At 63.9% G+C, this 16,312-nt stretch carries 16 protein-coding genes; 8 read left to right on the forward strand and 8 right to left on the reverse strand.

What is annotated here, in order from left to right:
• The first annotated feature begins 2 nt into the window (after positions 1 to 2).
• Entirely contained in the window at positions 3 to 1,211 is a 1,209-nt protein-coding gene (locus tag CK910_RS00100) for a hypothetical protein (protein WP_098980616.1), read from the forward strand.
• A 72-nt stretch (positions 1,212 to 1,283) separates the two neighbouring features.
• Here the strand turns inward: CK910_RS00100 and CK910_RS00105 are convergent, their stop codons facing one another.
• Positions 1,284 to 2,423: a 3-phenylpropionate MFS transporter gene (locus tag CK910_RS00105; protein ID WP_098980617.1), complete on the reverse strand. Its 1,140-nt coding sequence runs from the start codon at positions 2,421 to 2,423 to the stop codon at positions 1,284 to 1,286.
• Positions 2,424 to 2,705: 282 nt separating this feature from the next.
• A complete protein-coding gene (locus CK910_RS00110) occupies positions 2,706 to 4,799 on the reverse strand; it encodes a TonB-dependent hemoglobin/transferrin/lactoferrin family receptor (RefSeq protein WP_098980618.1) in 2,094 nt (697 codons plus the stop codon).
• 187 nt (positions 4,800 to 4,986) lie between these two features.
• Between CK910_RS00110 and CK910_RS00115 the strand changes: the two genes are divergently transcribed.
• The 3 genes from CK910_RS00115 to CK910_RS00125 are packed head-to-tail and all read left to right on the forward strand — an operon-like array spanning position 4,987 to position 6,986.
• Positions 4,987 to 5,970, forward strand: coding sequence for a ChaN family lipoprotein (locus tag CK910_RS00115; protein WP_098980619.1), 984 nt, complete (start codon positions 4,987 to 4,989; stop codon positions 5,968 to 5,970).
• Between the two features lie 20 nt (positions 5,971 to 5,990).
• Positions 5,991 to 6,542: a cysteine hydrolase family protein gene (locus CK910_RS00120; protein ID WP_098980620.1), complete on the forward strand. Its 552-nt coding sequence runs from the start codon at positions 5,991 to 5,993 to the stop codon at positions 6,540 to 6,542.
• 39 nt (positions 6,543 to 6,581) lie between these two features.
• Positions 6,582 to 6,986 (forward strand): hypothetical protein, encoded by a 405-nt coding sequence (locus tag CK910_RS00125; RefSeq protein ID WP_098980621.1) that lies wholly within the window; start codon positions 6,582 to 6,584, stop codon positions 6,984 to 6,986.
• 74 nt (positions 6,987 to 7,060) lie between these two features.
• Here the strand turns inward: CK910_RS00125 and hutZ are convergent, their stop codons facing one another.
• Together hutZ and hutX are read right to left on the reverse strand one after the other, a co-directional pair.
• Positions 7,061 to 7,618: a heme utilization protein HutZ gene (hutZ, locus tag CK910_RS00130; protein WP_098980622.1), complete on the reverse strand. Its 558-nt coding sequence runs from the start codon at positions 7,616 to 7,618 to the stop codon at positions 7,061 to 7,063.
• Positions 7,615 to 8,127, reverse strand: coding sequence for a heme utilization cystosolic carrier protein HutX (gene hutX, locus CK910_RS00135; RefSeq protein WP_043554663.1), 513 nt, complete (start codon positions 8,125 to 8,127; stop codon positions 7,615 to 7,617). Before hutX ends, hutZ begins: the two co-directional genes overlap by 4 nt.
• A 168-nt stretch (positions 8,128 to 8,295) precedes the next feature.
• Between hutX and CK910_RS00140 the strand changes: the two genes are divergently transcribed.
• From CK910_RS00140 to CK910_RS00150, 3 genes are read left to right on the forward strand one after another with little or no spacing between them, the layout of a single operon-like run.
• The gene (locus CK910_RS00140) at positions 8,296 to 9,135 is read left to right on the forward strand and encodes a heme/hemin ABC transporter substrate-binding protein (protein WP_098980623.1); all 840 of its coding nucleotides are present in this window, start codon (positions 8,296 to 8,298) and stop codon (positions 9,133 to 9,135) included.
• Complete coding sequence (locus tag CK910_RS00145; RefSeq protein WP_172955188.1) at positions 9,132 to 10,163, forward strand: FecCD family ABC transporter permease; 1,032 nt, start codon at positions 9,132 to 9,134, stop codon at positions 10,161 to 10,163. The genes CK910_RS00140 and CK910_RS00145 overlap by 4 nt, the downstream gene beginning before the upstream one ends.
• 13 nt (positions 10,164 to 10,176) lie before the next feature.
• Positions 10,177 to 10,965 carry a heme ABC transporter ATP-binding protein gene (locus tag CK910_RS00150; RefSeq protein WP_098980624.1) on the forward strand — a complete coding sequence of 263 codons (789 nt, stop codon included), beginning with the start codon at positions 10,177 to 10,179 and terminating at the stop codon, positions 10,963 to 10,965.
• A gap of 257 nt (positions 10,966 to 11,222) precedes the next feature.
• Here CK910_RS00150 and CK910_RS00155 read toward each other — a convergent pair whose 3' ends face one another.
• Positions 11,223 to 11,849, reverse strand: coding sequence for a YitT family protein (locus CK910_RS00155; protein WP_098980625.1), 627 nt, complete (start codon positions 11,847 to 11,849; stop codon positions 11,223 to 11,225).
• Between the two features lie 334 nt (positions 11,850 to 12,183).
• On the opposite strand from CK910_RS00155, the gene CK910_RS00160 reads away from it, so the two are divergent.
• A complete protein-coding gene (locus CK910_RS00160) occupies positions 12,184 to 13,197 on the forward strand; it encodes an NAD-dependent epimerase (protein WP_098980626.1) in 1,014 nt (337 codons plus the stop codon).
• Between the two features lie 6 nt (positions 13,198 to 13,203).
• On the opposite strand, the gene CK910_RS00165 is transcribed toward CK910_RS00160, so the two are convergent.
• The 3 genes from CK910_RS00165 to CK910_RS00175 all read right to left on the reverse strand — a co-directional run bounded on the left by CK910_RS00165 (position 13,204) and on the right by CK910_RS00175 (position 16,303).
• On the reverse strand, positions 13,204 to 14,118 hold the full coding sequence (locus CK910_RS00165; RefSeq protein ID WP_098980627.1) for a DMT family transporter: 915 nt from the start codon (positions 14,116 to 14,118) through the stop codon (positions 13,204 to 13,206).
• 59 nt (positions 14,119 to 14,177) lie between these two features.
• The gene (gene deoC / locus CK910_RS00170) at positions 14,178 to 14,969 is read right to left on the reverse strand and encodes a deoxyribose-phosphate aldolase (protein ID WP_098980628.1); all 792 of its coding nucleotides are present in this window, start codon (positions 14,967 to 14,969) and stop codon (positions 14,178 to 14,180) included.
• 74 nt (positions 14,970 to 15,043) lie between these two features.
• Complete coding sequence (locus CK910_RS00175; RefSeq protein WP_098980629.1) at positions 15,044 to 16,303, reverse strand: NupC/NupG family nucleoside CNT transporter; 1,260 nt, start codon at positions 16,301 to 16,303, stop codon at positions 15,044 to 15,046.
• Positions 16,304 to 16,312: the final 9 nt, after the last annotated feature.

A 16,312-nucleotide genomic window follows, 5' to 3' on the forward strand; every position in this document is an offset into this window, starting at 1 on the left:
CCATGACCCTTGATACCGTCATCCAGAGTCTGTTGCTGCTCCCCTTGTGGGGAGCGGCCGCCGAGGGCATCCCTGGCCCAAGCTACCAGCTCGTGGCCGGCGCCAGGCCCGACACCCTGCTGGTTCGCTTCACCCCGGAAGGGACGCAGCCGTTCACCCTGCTGCCCGCCCGTACCCTGAGTGGCACAACACAGCGGGCGCTGCCTACCCTCACCTGTCTGGAGAGCGGCGCCAGAGTCACGCCGGATCAGCCCATCAAGTGCCGCGAGCTGAGCTGGCAGATAACGCTCAAGCCCGTGCCAGCCACCGGGGCTGATGCCTCGGCACAGCAGAACCTCTACTTTCCGCAAGGCGGCTGGCTGGTCACCGAATGGGGCGATTTTCCACGCCAGCAGGGCGCAGAACCGGGCCGGGTCTGTCTGCCGGATGGCCGGTGCAGCCCCCTGCCCGGCATGAAGGAGCCGCCGCTGATCCTGCCCTTCGCCCTGCCCGCGACAGCCCGGTTGCGGCAGGGATCCCGTCTGCAAATTCATCATGATCGGATGGCCGACGCACTGGACATCCCACAGTTGCAAAAGCAGCTGGAGGCCATTGTCGATTACCTCGCCTTCCAACTCGATGCCCCGCCCGCGCGCCAACCCTGGCAACTGGTGTGGCTGGCGCGCGACATCAGTACCCACTCGCTGGGGGGCGCCGCCGGGGCCGGGACGATTGTCGCCAACTATCCGGTCAGCGACAACCAGCCCACCGCCGATACCCCACTGCGCCTGCTGCGTACCAGTGCCCACGAGGCGGTGCACATGCTCGACACCCGGGCCAGACCGACCTGGGTCGCCGAGAGCCTGGCGGAATACCTTGCCATCAAGTCGCTGCGCCGCTTCCGCCTGCACAGCACCAAGGCCGCCGACGAGCTGGCGCAGCATGGTGCCCGCTTGCCCCATGCCGATGCGGGCCTATATCGGGCCAATGATGCGGTCAAGGCGGGGGATCTCTCCTACTATCCCCTCTTCTACCTCAAGGGGAGCGCCTTCTGGGAGGCACTGGAGCTGGCCCTGCAACCTCATCACCGCACCCTGTCGGCACTTTTGCCACGCCTCTCCTGGCAAGAGGACGGCCGCTTCGATACCTCCTCCAGCGCACTGCTGGCGGGTACCCTGGGCAACGAGGTCTGGCAATCCCTGATCCGCCGCTATCTGAGCGGGCAGGAGTGATGCAAGCACCATGAAAAAAGGGGAGCATATGCTCCCCTTCTCTCTGGCTGGCGCCTTCATCTTCCACCGGGATCAGGCTGACGCCGCCTCGCCAGTACGCAGCCGCAGGAAGAAGACGGGCGCCACCACCAGCACCATGATGAAGAAGATGCCGCCACCCAGCGGCTCGAACAGCAGGCCGCACAGGGTCATCAGAGCGGCCACCGTCATGCCGAGACCGAGCGCCGCGTAGAGCGCCTGGGTGGGGATCAGCTGCTCGGCCGGCAGCTGGCGGGTCATGAAGCGCACGGCGCCGAGGTGGCTGACGCAGAAGGTGACCGCATGGAGCAGCTGGCCCGCCACCAGCACCAGGATCTCGGTGGAGGCACCGAGCAGGATCCAGCGTACCACGCACCCGATCGCCCCCACCAGAAACAGGGTCTGGGCGCCGAAGCGGTTGAGGAAGCGCTTGTCGGCGGCGAACATGCCGATCTCCGCCACCACCCCCAGCGCCCACAGATAGCCTATGGTGGTGCCGCTGTAACCCGCCGCCTTCCAGTGCATGGCGCTGAAACCGTAGTAGGCGGCATGGCTGCCCTGCAGCAGGGCCGAGATAAGCAGGAAGCGGCGCACCGAGGGGGACTTGAGGGTATCGAGCAGGGAGGCTTTCGCCCGCTCTCCCTGGATGTCCCGCGGCGCCGGATGCAGCGGCAGCCAGCTGAGCAGCAACATCATTACCAGCCCTGCCACCATGGTATGCAGCACCCAGTCGCTGCCAAAATTGCCCACCAGAGCCCCGACCAGGGTCGAGGCGACTATGAAGGCAAAGGAGCCGCACAGCCGCACCTTGCCGTAGTCGAGGTGCGCCTGCACCACCATGCGGGTGGCCAGCGCCTCCCCCACCGGCATCAGGGTCGGGTAGATGAAGTTCGCCACCAGAGTCAGCCCCACCAGCCACCAGAGGCTGTGACTCAGATAAAAGCCGAGGAAGGCCAGCAGGCTCAGCAGACAGAGCAGCCGGGTAACGGGCAGCAGGTGCCCGGCCCCCTTGATCTGCCCCATTACCAAGAGGTTGCCGGCAAAGCGGATCGCCATCCCGGCCCCCAGCAGCAGACCTATCATCTCGGCGCTCACGCCTATGCCCTCCAGCCAGAGCGACCAGAACGGCAGGTAGGCGCCATAGACGAAGTAGAAGGCGCCAAAGAACAGGGCTAACCAGGAGAAGGCGGGCATAGATCCTCGACAACGAGCAGAAGGGGCACAAATGATAACCGATTTTAGGACGGGGATCCTGCGAGCCAGGCGCAAGCCGAAATGAAAAACATCAATAAAATTGAACTATTGCCGCAAGGCCGGTGTCTATTGAGTAACACCTCCTCCTGGTTAGTGTTGCAATCCTTCCACCCGCTTCCGGCGGGTTTCTTTTTGGCTGCCATTTAGCTGGCATGGGCCGGTTTCACCCCACGAAAAAGGGGCCTGACGGCCCCCTGCTCAATGTATTGCCGTGCTGTGGGATCAGAAGATGTACTTGACCCGTGCGCTCAGGTTGCGGCCCGGCTCTGTCTGGTTGCTGGTGTTGGCGCTGGCGCTCTGACCTGTGATGCTCTCGTAGCTGACGTACTCCTTGTCAAACAGGTTGAAGACACCGACGTTGAGCTGCAGATCCTGCATCGGCTTGAACTGGGCATAGATGTCCACCACGCCCCAGCCCGCGCTCTTGATGTTGTCGTTGCCCTTGGCATCCTTGCCCACCTTGTCCATGTCGTCGGCAAAGCGCAGCGCCGTGTTGATGTTCCAGTTGGGCTGTTCCAGCCGCACACCCAGGCTGCCGTTGAGCGGGCTCAGGCTGTTGATGTAGTTGCCGTCGCCATCCTTGCCCTCGATGTAGGCCAGATTGCCCCAGACGTTGACCAGATCGTTCAGCCAGTAATCCGCCTTGGCCTCGGCCCCCTTGGTGGTCGCCTTGTCCAGATTCTGATACTGATACAGCGCGGTACGGCCCTCGGTGCCGATCTCGGTCAACTCGATGAAATCATCGAACTTGTTGTAGAAGGTCGCCACTTCATAGCTGAAACCACCGGCGCTGCCGCGCACCCCCAGATCGATGCCGTCGCTGCTCTCGGGCTTGAGGTTCGGGTTCGGCTCGATGCGATAACCGTATACCTGATGGTTCAGGGTGGAGAAGGCGTTGTCATACATGGGCGCCTTGAAGCCGTGGCTGTACTGGGCGAACAGGTTGGCCGCCTCGTGCGCCTTGAACACCAGCCCCAGCTTGGGCGAGAACTCCCCTTCGGAGAACTGCTTGAGCTTCTCACCCGTGTAGGCGGGATCCTCATCCGGCGTCATCTGGTAATAGTCGTAACGGGCACCCGGGGTCAGCACCCAGCGCTCGCCAAACTTGATTTCGTCGAAGGCCCACAGGGCGCCGTGCTCGCTGGTGGTGGAGGGGAAGCTCAACTCGTTGTAGCCGACGAAATCCCCCGGCACGGTCGGCGCCTTGAAGCGGGTCCGCTCGTTGTCGGTGTGCTCATACTCCAGGCCCCAGGCCAGACGCTGGCTGGCCAGCGCCTTGCTGAATTTCACCTGGGCGCCCAGGCTCTTCTGCTCGAAGCCGTTGCTGTCCAGCGAGTTCTTGGTCACATAGGGGTTGGTTGGCTTGACCGGGTACTTGGACGAGGCGTACTGATCCAGGGTCTGCTTGGTGCGGGCGTAGTAGAGCTTGCTGTCGATGCGATCGACCCAGGGCGCGTTCAGGGCGATGCCGTGATCCAGCACCAGCGAGAGGTTGTCCGTGTCCTTGTCGGTGATCGGCTGATTGAAGACGGAGGCGGCCTTGGTGAGATCGACGGCATCCGGATCCTGCCCCTCGCTGAAGTAGTCGACGGTCAGCTTGAGGAACTGATCCTCGCTCAGGTTCCACTTGCTCTTGAACAGCACGGCCTGGCTGGCGATGTCGAATTCGTTCTTGTCACCGTCGTAGTTCTGGGTCACGCCGCCGTCACGCCAGGTGTAGCGCAGCAGGTTCTCGAACTCGCCGCTGCGCAGGGCGCCGGTGAAGCCGGCCATCTTCTGGTGACTGCTGGAGGCATAGCCGGTGGTGGCATCCAGATAGCTGTCGCGGCCCTTCAGGAAATCGCCGGCATCCTTGGTGGTGATGGCGATGACGCCCCCCAGCGCATCGGATCCATAAGCCGCAGAGGCGGGACCCTTGGCCACCTCGATCTGCTTGATCATGTCGGTGTCGAAATAGCTCTGGCCCACGCCGCCGTTCTTGTAGGCGTCGTTCTGGCGCACGCCGTCACGCACTATCTTGACCCGGTTCTCACCCATGCCGCGGATGATGAAGGTCTGGGCATCTCCGGCGCCGCCGAGGGCGGTGACGCCCGGCTCGTAACGGAACAGGTCGGCGACGTTGCTCACCACCTGCTCTTCAATCTGTTCGGCCGTGATCACCGAGATGGGGCCGGAGACATCCTCCAGTTTTTGCTCCATCCGTGAGCCGCTGACGACCATGACTTCATCTGCTTTCTTGTCCGCCGCGAAGACCGGGGAAGCGAGACCGGCTGCCACAGCAAGGGCAACCAGCGATAGGGTGTTGTTATGGGCCACTGCAAATCCTTATTGAGAACTGTTATCAAACAGCTGGCATATTACTCAGCCCGCAACAAAGATCAATAATAAACGGAATCATTCTCATTTTCTTTTGTCGTGATTAGGTTCTACACTATTCCCCTCTGTTTTCCGGCCCGCCATGCTGCCATTGTATGGCTCTGGCTCTGCTTCGTTGTGAGATACCATGACTCGATTACTGCCCCTGTTCACCCTTCCCCTGCTGCTGGCCGCCTGCACGACAGTGCCCGATGACGATGCCGGCACCCTCTACCACTATCGGCTCAGCGCGGGCCAGACCGATGCCGGCCAAGGTGAACTGACGCTGACCCAGGCGGTGGCCAGGGTGGCGGACGCCGACATAGTGCTGGTGGGCGAGCTGCACACCCATCCGGCCGTGCACCTGCTGCAGGCCCGCCTGCTGGCGGGGCTGGCCAACACCTCCCGGGTCGATGGTCGCGGGCTGGCACTCTCCATGGAGCAGTTCAGCCGCGCCGATCAGCCGGTGCTCGACGCCTATCTCGCCGGACGCATCGGCGAGGCCGCCCTCATTCGCGATGGCAACGCCTGGCCCAACTACCAGAGCGACTATCGCCCGCTGGTGGAGTTCGCCAAGGAGCAGCACCTGCCGGTCATCGCCGCCAACGCCCCCAAACCGCTGGTGAGCTGTATCGGCCAGGAAGGGCCCGCCTGGCTGGACAAGCTGCCCGCCAGTCGCCGCAGCCAGCTCGCCCGCGAACTCACGCTCACCGACGATCCTTACCGCCAGAAATTCATGGCCTCGCTCCACCACGGTGATGCCGACGGCAATGCCCGTCGCTTCGCCGCCCAGACCAGCTGGGACGACACCATGGCCGAGAGCATGGTGGACTACCTGCGCAGCCACCCGGGCCAGCGCATCATGCACATCGCCGGCAACTTCCACATCGAGGGGGGGTTGGGGCTCGCCAGCCGCATCGCCAGCCGCAACCCGGCGCTCAAGGTGGCGCTGGTCGTGCCAGAGACAGAACCGCAGAGCGATGCGCAGGCACCCGCCGGGCGGACCGCCGACATCCGGGTGCGGATCAGCCCCCTGCCAGAACGCTGGCTAAATGCCGATGAAATGAAGCAAGATATGGGCGCACTGCATCAATCCCGAAGCCGTGACTGCAGCCAGTGGCTGCAACCCTGAAAATTGCCTAAGGATTTCATATGGATGTGTTACTGGTCATCGACATGCAACAGGGGTTGTTTACCGACCCCCGCCATCAGGACGTGCAGGTCATCGCCAACATCAACCGCTTGGCAGACAACGTGCGGGCCAATCAGGGGCGTGTCATCTATGTGCAACACGACGCACCGGGTTCTGAACTGGAACCCGGCAGTGCAGGCTGGCAGCTTCACGCCGATCTCACCCCGGGCCGCGGCGACAGCCGGGTACGCAAGACCGCCTGTGACAGCTTCCTCGATACCGAGCTCGGTTTCCTGCTGGCGGAGCAGGCAGTGGACAGGCTGCTGATCAGCGGCTGTGCCACCGATTTTTGCGTCGACACCACGCTGCGCAGCGCCGCAGCGCAGGGGTTCGACGTGTTTGCGGTGACGGATGCCCACACCACGGCGGATCGCCCTCACCTGAGCGCTGAGAAGATCATCGAGCACCACCACTGGATGTGGCAGCATCTGAGCCTGCCAAAGGGCAGAACCGTGACCCTGCTCACCACAGATCAGCTGCTCGAGGCCATCCAGCCCGAGCTGGCGTGTTAATCTGCCTCTCTTGAAGTGATCACCCGATTGGAGTCTTGTGTGCGTCTACTGTCTGCCGTTGCATTCATGCTGTTGTTACCGGCAATCACTGCCTGCTCCGGTTTGCCGGGGCAGCAGCCGGATGGCCCGGCCCCCCTGTTTCGAACCCATATCAACGAAGAAGGGAGCAAGCGCTTCACCTTCGAAGCCGCGCCGCTCGACACCCTGCCCACCCGGCTGCAGGAGAACGACGGCAGTCGCCTCAGCCGCAGCAAGAGTCTGCTGGAACGGCGTGATGCGCTGCAGGATGCACAGTTGACCCAGACCCTGGCCGAGCAGAAGTATTGCCGCGATGGCTATATCGTCCTCAGCCAGACCTCCTGGAAGATCCGGGGCGAATGCAACGAGACGGCCAATCAGGCCGATCGGGATGCCTTCCCCAACAAGGCCTCCTGGCAGGATTAGCGCTCAGAGGGGTGACACGCAATAAAAAAACGGGCAGCCCAGGCTGCCCGTTTTTTTATGCGATATGGTCGCCGTCAGACTGGCGCATCGGCCGGGCTGGTCAGCTCGGCACCGTTGTCGACCCGCTTGTGCCCTTCCACCAGATGGACGAAGTCCACCAGCTCGTCACCTGAGACCCGAAACGCCTGACCGAAGCCCTTGACGAACAGCCCCTGCTCGGGCTTGAGCCGGAACAGCACGAAATCCTTGAGGTTGGAGAGCCCCCTGACGATGTCGCCGAAGCGCCCTTCCAGCGCGGCGATCGCCTGCCCCCAGCGCACGTCGTCGCGGGCCACCACTTCGGCCAGCGCGTCGAAGGTGAGCCGCTTGCGGGCAAACAGCTCGCGGGCACCGGTTTCGTCCTCGATCAGCATCAGCGACACCTTGGGCACCTGTTGCAGGTTGCGGGCGTGGCGGGCGATCTCGGAGATGAGCACATAGTAGCCATCCTCCTGCAGCACGAAGGGGGCATAGCTGGCATTGGGGTTGCCTTCACTGTCCACCGTCGCCAGCTGCAGGGTGCGGCAACCGTCGCGAAACTCGCGGATCTCCGGTTGCAGGCGATTCTGCAGACGCTCCTGACGTTCACTCATGCTTTGACTTCCTCTTGATACTGGTGGCGCAAGGCCATGAAGCGTTCCACCTGGGCTGGCAGCAGCTGGCGCTGCTCGTCACGTCCCAGATAGACCTTGAAAATACAGCGGCCGCTGTGGCCGAAGAACTGGAAGGAGTGCCCCTCCTTGCCCATGAACAGCTTGCTGACCAGCGCCATGCCGACCACGTTGTCGAGCTTGAGGTGACCGTGCATCTCGCCGTCGCGCCCCATCAGGTTGTAGTAGCCGCGGGCGCTCTTGCCCTTGGGAAACGGCGCCTTCACCTCGAAGATGGAGCCATCAGATTCGACGATGGTGGTCACCTGACCCCAATCAGCCAGATCCGCCAGCAGGGCTTCGGCCCGCTCGCCGGGTACCAGGGTCACCAGCTCGGCAGGCAGGTGGCGTACCACCTCCCACTCGCTGACCGCCAGCTGGCTGGCAATGGTGGAAGGATGGGCGCTGGGGTCTTGTTCCAGCAGCTCATGAATGCGTTGTGCAATGCTCATAGGTTCTCCCTTGGGATGCGCGCTGCATCCCTCTCCTGTCATGGCGAATACTCTAATAAAGCACCAGAGCCAATGCAATTGATAATCGCTTTCATTCTCAGTGCATTTTTTTCACCGGCTTGATATTCTCGGCGGCAACCCAACTTCATTCACCCTTCGGAGGTTAGCATGGGCCGTCGTTTTGCCCTCGCACTCAGCCTGCTCGGCTGCTCAGCCCTTTCCCTGTCTGCTGCCGCACAGGAACGTATCGTCAGCATAGGCCCGGCCACCACGGAACTCATTCTGGCACTGGGCGGTGAACAGAGCCTGATCGCCACCGACATCAGCAGCACAGAACCGAAAAATCTGCCCAGGGTCGGCTATCACCGCGCCCTCGCCGCCGAGGGGATCCTCAGTCTGGCGCCGACCCGGCTGATCGGCAGCGACGAGATGGGGCCGCCGCCGGCGCTGGAGCAGCTGCGCCGCGCCGGAGTCGAGGTGGACGTGCTGCCGACCGCACCGACCCTCGCCAACCTCAACCAGCGCATCGATACCCTAGCCGGCCTGCTCAATGACCCGGCCGCCGGCACGCGATTGAAGACCGAGATCCAGGCCCAGACAGCGCAACTGGCGGCGCAGGCGAAGCAGAACAAGCCGCTCAAGGTGGTCTTCCTGCTGCTGCACAAGGGGCAACCCACCAGCATAGCCGGCGGCAATACCACCGCCAGCGCCCTGCTCACCCTGGCGGGCGGCGTCAATCCGGTGGCCCAGTTAAGCGACTACAAGCCCGTCTCTGCCGAAGCCCTGATCGAGCTGCAACCGGATCTGGTGCTGGTGAGCGGCCGCGACTGGCAGCAGTATCAGGATCCGGAAGCCGTGCTGAGCCAGGTACCCGCACTCACCGCCACCCCAGCGGGGAAAAACCGGGCCATCCACGCCATCGACGGCCACGCCCTGCAAGGGGGCCTCAGCCTCACCTCGTTGCAGCAGGCGAACCAGATCGCCAAGTGGATCAAGCTGGGTTCATGATGCGCCTGCCTCTGCCCTGGCTTTTCGCGCTCACCGGCGGCGCGCTGGCGCTGCTGCTGGTCGGGTCGCTGGCGACCGGCCCCATGGCCCTCTCTTTCGGCGAGAGCCTGCGTGCCCTGTTCGCCGGGCAGGAGAGCGGGATTGCGGCCCACAAACTCTTGATCGTGCAGGAGATCCGCCTGCCACGTACTCTGCTCTGCATCGCAGTGGGGGGCATACTCGGCCTCTGTGGCGCCGTCATGCAGGGGCTGTTTCGCAATCCGCTGGCCGACCCCGGCATCATAGGGGTCTCCGGTGGGGCTGCGCTCGGCGCGGCGCTGGCCATAGTGCTGCTGGCCCCCCTCGGCCAGCAGTGGCAGAGCCTGCTCGGCATAGGCCTGCTGCCCCTGCTCGCCTTCCTCGGCGGCGCGCTCACCACCACGCTGGTATATTTGCTGGGCACCCGGGAAGGGGGCACCTCCGTCACCGTCATGCTGCTGGCGGGGGTGGCCATCACGGCACTGTCCGGCGCCGTGATAGGGCTGCTCACCTATCTCGCCGACGACCAGATGCTGCGCAACCTGAGCCTGTGGCAGATGGGCACCCTGGCGGCGGGCAAGCCGGTGGACGTGGCGTTGGCGCTGGCCACCCTGATCGTCCTGCTGCTGCTGTTCATTCGCGATGCCAATCCCCTCAACGCCCTCTTGCTGGGGGAAGGGGAGGCCCGTCATCTGGGGGTCAATGTGCAATCCCTCAAGCGGCGCCTGATCCTGCTCACCGCCGCCGGAGTCGGCGTGGCCGTCGCCGTGGCGGGCATGATCGGCTTCGTCGGTCTGGTGGTGCCCCATCTGGTGCGGCTGCTGGCCGGCCCCAACCACGTCAGGCTGCTGCCGCTCTCTGCCCTGCTGGGCGCCGCCCTACTGCTGGGCGCCGACATGCTGGCCCGCACCCTGCTGGCACCGGCCGAGCTGCCGGTCGGCATCATCACAGCCCTGCTGGGCGCCCCCTTCTTCATCTGGCTGCTGGTCAAGGGCCGCCGGACGCTTTAACCGGAGGTCTATCTTGCCTGCATCAATGCCCCTGCTGCGCTGTCACCAGCTCAGCCTCACCCGAGCTGGCCGCCCCATCCTGGACAGGCTCGATCTCAGCCTGCAGGCCGGCACGCTCACCGCCCTGCTCGGCCCCAACGGCGCAGGCAAGAGTTCGCTGCTCAAGTGCCTGACCGGCGAGCTGGAACATCAGGGGGAGATAAGCCTGTTTGGCCGGGAGCGGCAAGCCTGGCCCGCCATGGAACTGGCCCACAGCGTCGGCGTGCTGCCGCAGAGCTCGTCTCTCAACTTTCCGTTTCTGTGCGAAGAGGTGGTCGCCATGGGGCGCCTGCCCCACAGCGAGCCCGCCAGCCGGCGCGACCAGATAGTGCGGGCCGCCATGACCCATGCCGGGGTCGAGCACCTGGCCGGCCGCCTCTATCCCGGCCTCTCCGGCGGGGAGCGGCAGCGGGTGCAGTTCGCCCGGGTACTGGCCCAGATCTGGCAGGCACCGGACGAACCGCAGCAAGCGCGGCTGCTGCTGCTGGACGAGCCCACCTCGGCGCTCGACCTCAAGTACCAACACCAGCTGCTCACCATGGCCCGCGCCCTGGCCGCCCGCAACACAGCCGTGCTGGTGGTGCTGCACGATCTCAACCTGGCGGCCCGTTACGCCGACCGGCTGGTGATGCTGGAGCAGGGCAGACTGATGGCCGACGGCACCCCGGCCGAGGTGCTGACTCCGGCCCTGATCGATCGCCTGTATGACTACCCAGCCCAAGTGATCCACCATCCAGAAACCGGTCTGCCCATGGTGGTGTGACGCCAGGATCATCGCCTTCCCGGTAGCACGACTACCCGATTCGGGTACTCCCCCACCCAGAAACCGGTCTGCCCATGGTGGTATGAGAGGGTTCAGGATCCCGGATAGCAAAAGAGCGCCATCAGGCGCTCTGTTTTGTTTGCATGAAATATCTCGACTCAGGCTAGCTGATAGCAGCCCGGCTTGTGTCGTTGAACGTCAACACCCGATATGCATATCGGATGAGTGCAATATCGGATGAGTGCAATATCGGGATCTCACGCTATCTGGTAGCGGCCCGGCTTGTGATTGAGTGTCAACACCAGGTTACAGATGATGGCCGCCACCACGGAGAGCGCCAGGATCCAGGGCTGCACCACGAAGCAGGAGGCGATGACTATGGTGCAATCAAGCCCCATTTGCAGCTTGCCGGCGCGGATGCCGAAGCGGTCCTGGATAAACAACGCCAGTATGTTGAAGCCACCCAGACTGGATTTGTGGCGGAACATGATGAGCAGCCCCATGCCGATCAGGGTGCCGCCGATCAGGGCCGCATAGACGGGTTCTATCTTGCCGATCTGCAGCACGGCGTTGAGGTGATCCGTCATGAAGGAGACGGCCGCCACAGAGACGAAGGTGTTGAGGGTGAAGCGCGGCCCCATCCTGAACCAGGCCAGGGCGTAAAACGGCAGGTTCATGCCGAAGAACAGCAGGCCGAAGCTCAGCCCCGTTACCTGTTGCAGCAGCAGCGCCAGCCCGGCGGTGCCGCCGGTGAGCAGGCCGACCTGATGAAACAGGAAGATGCCGAGGGAAACGAAACCGGCTGCAGTCAGCAGGGCGAGTACATCTTCATAGAGGGGATGCGCAGAACGGGCTGAGCGCGCAGAGCCTGGGGTGTTGTCCATAACCTGTATCCAATAGCGAAGTGAAAAGAGTGTCTTGTGTCCGCCAGGGGGCGGACGCGAGCCCTGTCCGCAGGGCTTCGTTATGGGATCCAGTCTATTTTTTGCGACCATGATCACAATAGCCCCGGGAAACGCCCCGTTTTGGTGCCTGTCATTCTCCATTGACAGCCAGTGCACCAAGATGCAGCATGCCGCGCCTGACGAGCCAGCCCTCGTCCACCATGGCGCCGCCTCCATGTGGCGCCGGTGCCCGCGCTCTGGTACAAAGCGCCCAGCCCTTTTTCAGCCCCCACTCAGGACCACAGGCCCCCATGATCAGCACAGGACAACACTCATGAAGTATCTGGTGACAGGCGCCGCCGGCTTTATCGGCTTTCACGTCGCCAGGAGGCTGTGCGAGGCGGGCCATCAGGTGGTGGGACTGGACAACCTCAACGACTACTACGAGGTGAGCCTGAAACGGGCCAGACTGGCACGGTTGGTCCCCTTTCCCCATTTTCGCTTCGAACAGCGTGAGCTGGCGGATCGCGATGGCATGGCGGCCCTGTTTGCCGAGAGCGGGTTCGAGCGGGTGATCCACCTGGGGGCCCAGGCGGGGGTGCGCCATTCGCTGGAGAACCCGTTTGCCTATGCCGACAGCAACCTCACCGGCATGCTGACCGTGCTGGAGGGGTGTCGCCAGCACGGCATAAACCATCTGATCTACGCCTCCTCCAGCTCTGTCTATGGCCTGAGCGATCAGATGCCCTTCTCCACCGAGCAGCCGGCGGATCACCCCGTCTCCCTCTATGCCGCCACCAAGAAGAGCTGCGAGCTGATGGCCCACGCCTACTCGGCGCTCTACGGCCTGCCCACCACGGGGCTGCGCTTTTTCACCGTCTACGGCCCCTGGGGTCGCCCCGACATGGCCATCGCCAAGTTCACCCGCGCCATCCTGGCCGGCGAGCCCATTGATGTGTACAACCAGGGCCTGCTCAGCCGCGACTTTACCTACATAGACGACATAGTGGACGGCATACTCGCCGTCGCCGAACTGCCGCCGCGCGCCAATCCGCACTGGCGCGCCAGCCAGGGCAGCCTGGCCGAAAGCGCCGCCCCCTACCGCCTCCTCAACATAGGCAATGGCCAGCCGGTGCGGCTGCTCGACTTCATCGAGGCGCTGGAGCAGGCGCTGGACAAGCCCGCCATCAAGCGGATGCTGCCCATGCAGGCCGGCGACATGCACGCCACCTGGGCCGACAGCGAGCCCCTGCACACCCTCACGGGCACCCGCCCCGCCACCCCGCTCAGGCAGGGCGTCGCCGAGTTCGTGCGCTGGTATCTGGCCTACCACCAGATCGCCGATTGATCCCGCTCAGGGCCTGCCGGAGCGCACCCTGACCGATCCCAGCACCATCACCACCATGGTCAGCATCACCCCGAGCACGCCCCAGCCCACCTGATGCCAGACCACCAGCTCCCCCGTCAGGCTGCTGAACAGCAGCACCAGCACGGGGATCAGATAGGTGTAGGCCGAGACCTGCTCCGGCTGCAGTACCACGCTGCCCTGCTGGAACAGAAAGAAGCTGAGCGCGGTGGCAAACAGCGCCAGATAGCCCATCCCGAACCAGAGCGGCAGCGACACCTGGCCCCAGTCGGTCGCCAGCAACCTGGGCGCCGTCACCAGGGTGAGCAGCAGGGTGGCGCAGATCAGGGTCCAGCAGGTGAGATGAACGAACGACTCCCCCCGGTAGTAGCGCTTGATCAGGATGGGATTGAGAGCCATGGCCACACAACCGAGCAGATAGATGCGATTGCTGGGGGTAAGGCTCAGGCTCGCCACCTGTCCCAGTTCCCCTCGAAAGATGATGAGGGCGGCGGCCACCATGCCCCCCAGCAAAGCAAACGCCATCGACCAGCCAATGCGACGCTGGAAGATCAGCATGCTGGCCAGGGCGCTGATGAGGGGAACCGTTGTGTAGAGGGCGCTGGCATCGAGGGCGCTGGTCTCCTGCAGCGCTACGAACATGGCGACGAAGTAGCAGAGCGCCGGCAGCGAGATGAGGGTATAGCGCCCCAGATCCCGCAGTGATGGCAGTTGCAGTCGCCGCTGGCAAGCCAGCAGAGTCACGAAAGTGAGCGCCGCCAGCAGGTAGCGCACCCAGGTGACCACCAGGGGATCCAGCACGGCGGTGAGCGCGCTGCCGATGGGAAACGACAGGCTGATGAGCAGGGTGAACAGCAGCACCTTGCCGTGGGCCTGAACGAAATGAAAACGGGGATGGGACATGCAATTCACCTGTGATGACGGGCGCCCTGCAGGACGCCGGTCTGGCTGGGGGTTGTCGTTCAGTAACCGCGGCCGACAACGGCCGGGGTCTCGCCGTCCAGGGTCGCCAGCAACTGGCCGAGCAGACTGGAGGCGCCGAAGCGAAAGTGGTCGGCATCGAGCCAGGCTTCGCCACAGCATTCGGCCGCCATGGCCAGATAGTCTGCCGCCTCCCGGGCACTTCTCACCCCGCCCGCCGCCTTGAACCCCACATGCTCCCTTGCCCCCAGCTCGGCGATGGTCGCCAGCATGATGCGACTGGCTTCAGGCGTGGCATTGACCGGCACCTTGCCGGTAGAGGTCTTGATGAAGTCGGCCCCCTCCTCGATGGCGAGCATGGAAGCCGTGCGGATCAGGGCCGGGTCTTTCAACTCGCCTGATTCGATGATCACCTTGAGCAGTCGCGCCCCGCACAGCGCCTTGCAACCACGCACCAGTGCCCGGGCGCGTGTCTCGTCTCCCGCCTGCAGCGCACGCCAGGGGATCACCAGATCAATCTCGTCGGCGCCATCGATGAGAGCTGTACGGGTGTCGGCCAGCACGGCCTCAAGCTCATCGTCGCCATGGGGGAAGTTGACCACGGTCGCCACCTTGATTTGCGGGGTGCCCTGGGCCGCCAGGGTGAGCTTGGCCAGCGCCACGAAACGGGGATAGATACAGACGGCAGCCGTGTTGCCAAAGGGGGTCTGCGCCTGTCGGCAGAGCGCAAGGATACGCTCGTCGTTGTCATCCGGGTTGAGGCTGGTGAGATCCATCAATCCAATGGCTCGAACGGCGGACTGGGTCAGGTCCAGGGGGGTGTAAGAGGTCATGAGAAGGCTCCGAATTGCGATAATGGGTGATGAAAAGGGGCGCCGCAGCGCCCCGTAGAGAACCTGAGGCTCACTCAGACCAGGGAGAAGAAGACCCCGGCGATGGCGGCGCTCATCAGGTTGGAACAGGTGGCCGCCAGCACGGTGCGCAGGCCGTGGCGGGCGATGAAATCGGTACGGGACGGGCAGAGGGTGCCGAGGCCGCCGATCAGGATCCCCATGGAGGCCAGGTTGGCAAAGCCGCACAGGGCGAAGCTGATGATCACCTTGGACTTCTCCTCCAGCACCTGCAGACCGGCCGCCGTCACAGTGCTGGCGTCCTTCAGGTAGGGGGAGAGATCGCTGTAGGCCACGAACTCGTTCACCACCAGCTTCTTGCCGATCATGGCGCCGGCGATGCCGATGTCCGCCACCGGTACCCCGAGCAGGAAGGCGAGCGGCGAGAAAATCCAGCCCAGGATGATCTCGAGGGAGAGCTGCATGCCCATCATGTCCCCTACCCCGCCGAGCAAGGTGTTGACCAGGGTCACCAGCCCTATCATGGCGATCAGCATGGCGCCGATGGCAGCAGCCAGCTTGAGGCCGCTGCTGGCCCCCTCCCCGGCTGCCGCCAGCACGTTCTCCGGCTTCTTGCCATCAAACTGGATGCTGTTGTCGAAGGCATAGTCCGGCTGGCTGGTTTCGGGGATGATCAGCTTGGCAAACAGGATCCCGCCGGGCGCCGCCATGAAGGAGGCCGCCAGCAGGTACTGCATGTCCACCCCCATCATGGCGTAGCCAGCCAGCACAGTGCCGGAGACCGAGGCCATGCCGCCGCACATGACGGCGAAAAACTCGGAGTCGCTCATCTTGGGCATGTAGGGCTTGACCACCAGCGGCGCCTCGCTCTGGCCGACGAAGACGTTGGCCACCGCCGACATGGATTCGGTCTGGGAGGTGCCGAGCAGGCGAGCCATGGCGCCACCGATGAAGCGGATCACCAGCTGCATGATGCCGAGGTAGTAGAGCACGGCGATCAGCGCCGAGAAGAAGACCACCAGCGGCAACACGTTGAGGGCGAACACGAAGCCGATGCCGTCCACCGAGAAGTTGACCAGGTTGCCGAACAGGAAGTGGATGCCCGCCTTGCCGCTCGCCAGCACGGCGTCGACCCCGTGGGCCATCCCCTCCAGCGCCCGCCGCCCCAGCGGCACATAGAGCACCAGGGCACCTATGGCCACCTGCAAGGCCAGCGCCAGCCCCACTGTGCGCAGGCGAATGGCCCTGCGGTTGGTCGAGGCGAGAATGGCGATGAGGATCAGCGCCGCCATGCCGAGAAATCCTGCTGCAAACATAGGTGACCT

Source organism: Aeromonas sp. CA23 (assembly GCF_002587065.1).
GTDB lineage: Bacteria > Pseudomonadota > Gammaproteobacteria > Enterobacterales > Aeromonadaceae > Aeromonas > Aeromonas bestiarum.

What these genes read in the sequence shown, in the direction of transcription:
- CK910_RS00100 (WP_098980616.1), top strand. Translation starts at nt 3, where the DNA reads ATGACCCTTGATACCGTCATCCAGAGTCTGTTGCTGCTCCCCTTGTGG.
- CK910_RS00115 (WP_098980619.1), top strand. Translation starts at nt 4,987, where the DNA reads ATGACTCGATTACTGCCCCTGTTCACCCTTCCCCTGCTGCTGGCCGCC.
- CK910_RS00105 (WP_098980617.1), bottom strand. Translation starts at nt 2,423, where the DNA reads ATGCCCGCCTTCTCCTGGTTAGCCCTGTTCTTTGGCGCCTTCTACTTC.
- deoC (WP_098980628.1), bottom strand. Translation starts at nt 14,969, where the DNA reads ATGACCTCTTACACCCCCCTGGACCTGACCCAGTCCGCCGTTCGAGCC.
- CK910_RS00175 (WP_098980629.1), bottom strand. Translation starts at nt 16,303, where the DNA reads ATGTTTGCAGCAGGATTTCTCGGCATGGCGGCGCTGATCCTCATCGCC.
- CK910_RS00160 (WP_098980626.1), top strand. Translation starts at nt 12,184, where the DNA reads ATGAAGTATCTGGTGACAGGCGCCGCCGGCTTTATCGGCTTTCACGTC.
- CK910_RS00145 (WP_172955188.1), top strand. Translation starts at nt 9,132, where the DNA reads ATGATGCGCCTGCCTCTGCCCTGGCTTTTCGCGCTCACCGGCGGCGCG.
- hutX (WP_043554663.1), bottom strand. Translation starts at nt 8,127, where the DNA reads ATGAGCATTGCACAACGCATTCATGAGCTGCTGGAACAAGACCCCAGC.
- CK910_RS00165 (WP_098980627.1), bottom strand. Translation starts at nt 14,118, where the DNA reads ATGTCCCATCCCCGTTTTCATTTCGTTCAGGCCCACGGCAAGGTGCTG.
- hutZ (WP_098980622.1), bottom strand. Translation starts at nt 7,618, where the DNA reads ATGAGTGAACGTCAGGAGCGTCTGCAGAATCGCCTGCAACCGGAGATC.
- CK910_RS00140 (WP_098980623.1), top strand. Translation starts at nt 8,296, where the DNA reads ATGGGCCGTCGTTTTGCCCTCGCACTCAGCCTGCTCGGCTGCTCAGCC.
- CK910_RS00120 (WP_098980620.1), top strand. Translation starts at nt 5,991, where the DNA reads ATGGATGTGTTACTGGTCATCGACATGCAACAGGGGTTGTTTACCGAC.
- CK910_RS00155 (WP_098980625.1), bottom strand. Translation starts at nt 11,849, where the DNA reads ATGGACAACACCCCAGGCTCTGCGCGCTCAGCCCGTTCTGCGCATCCC.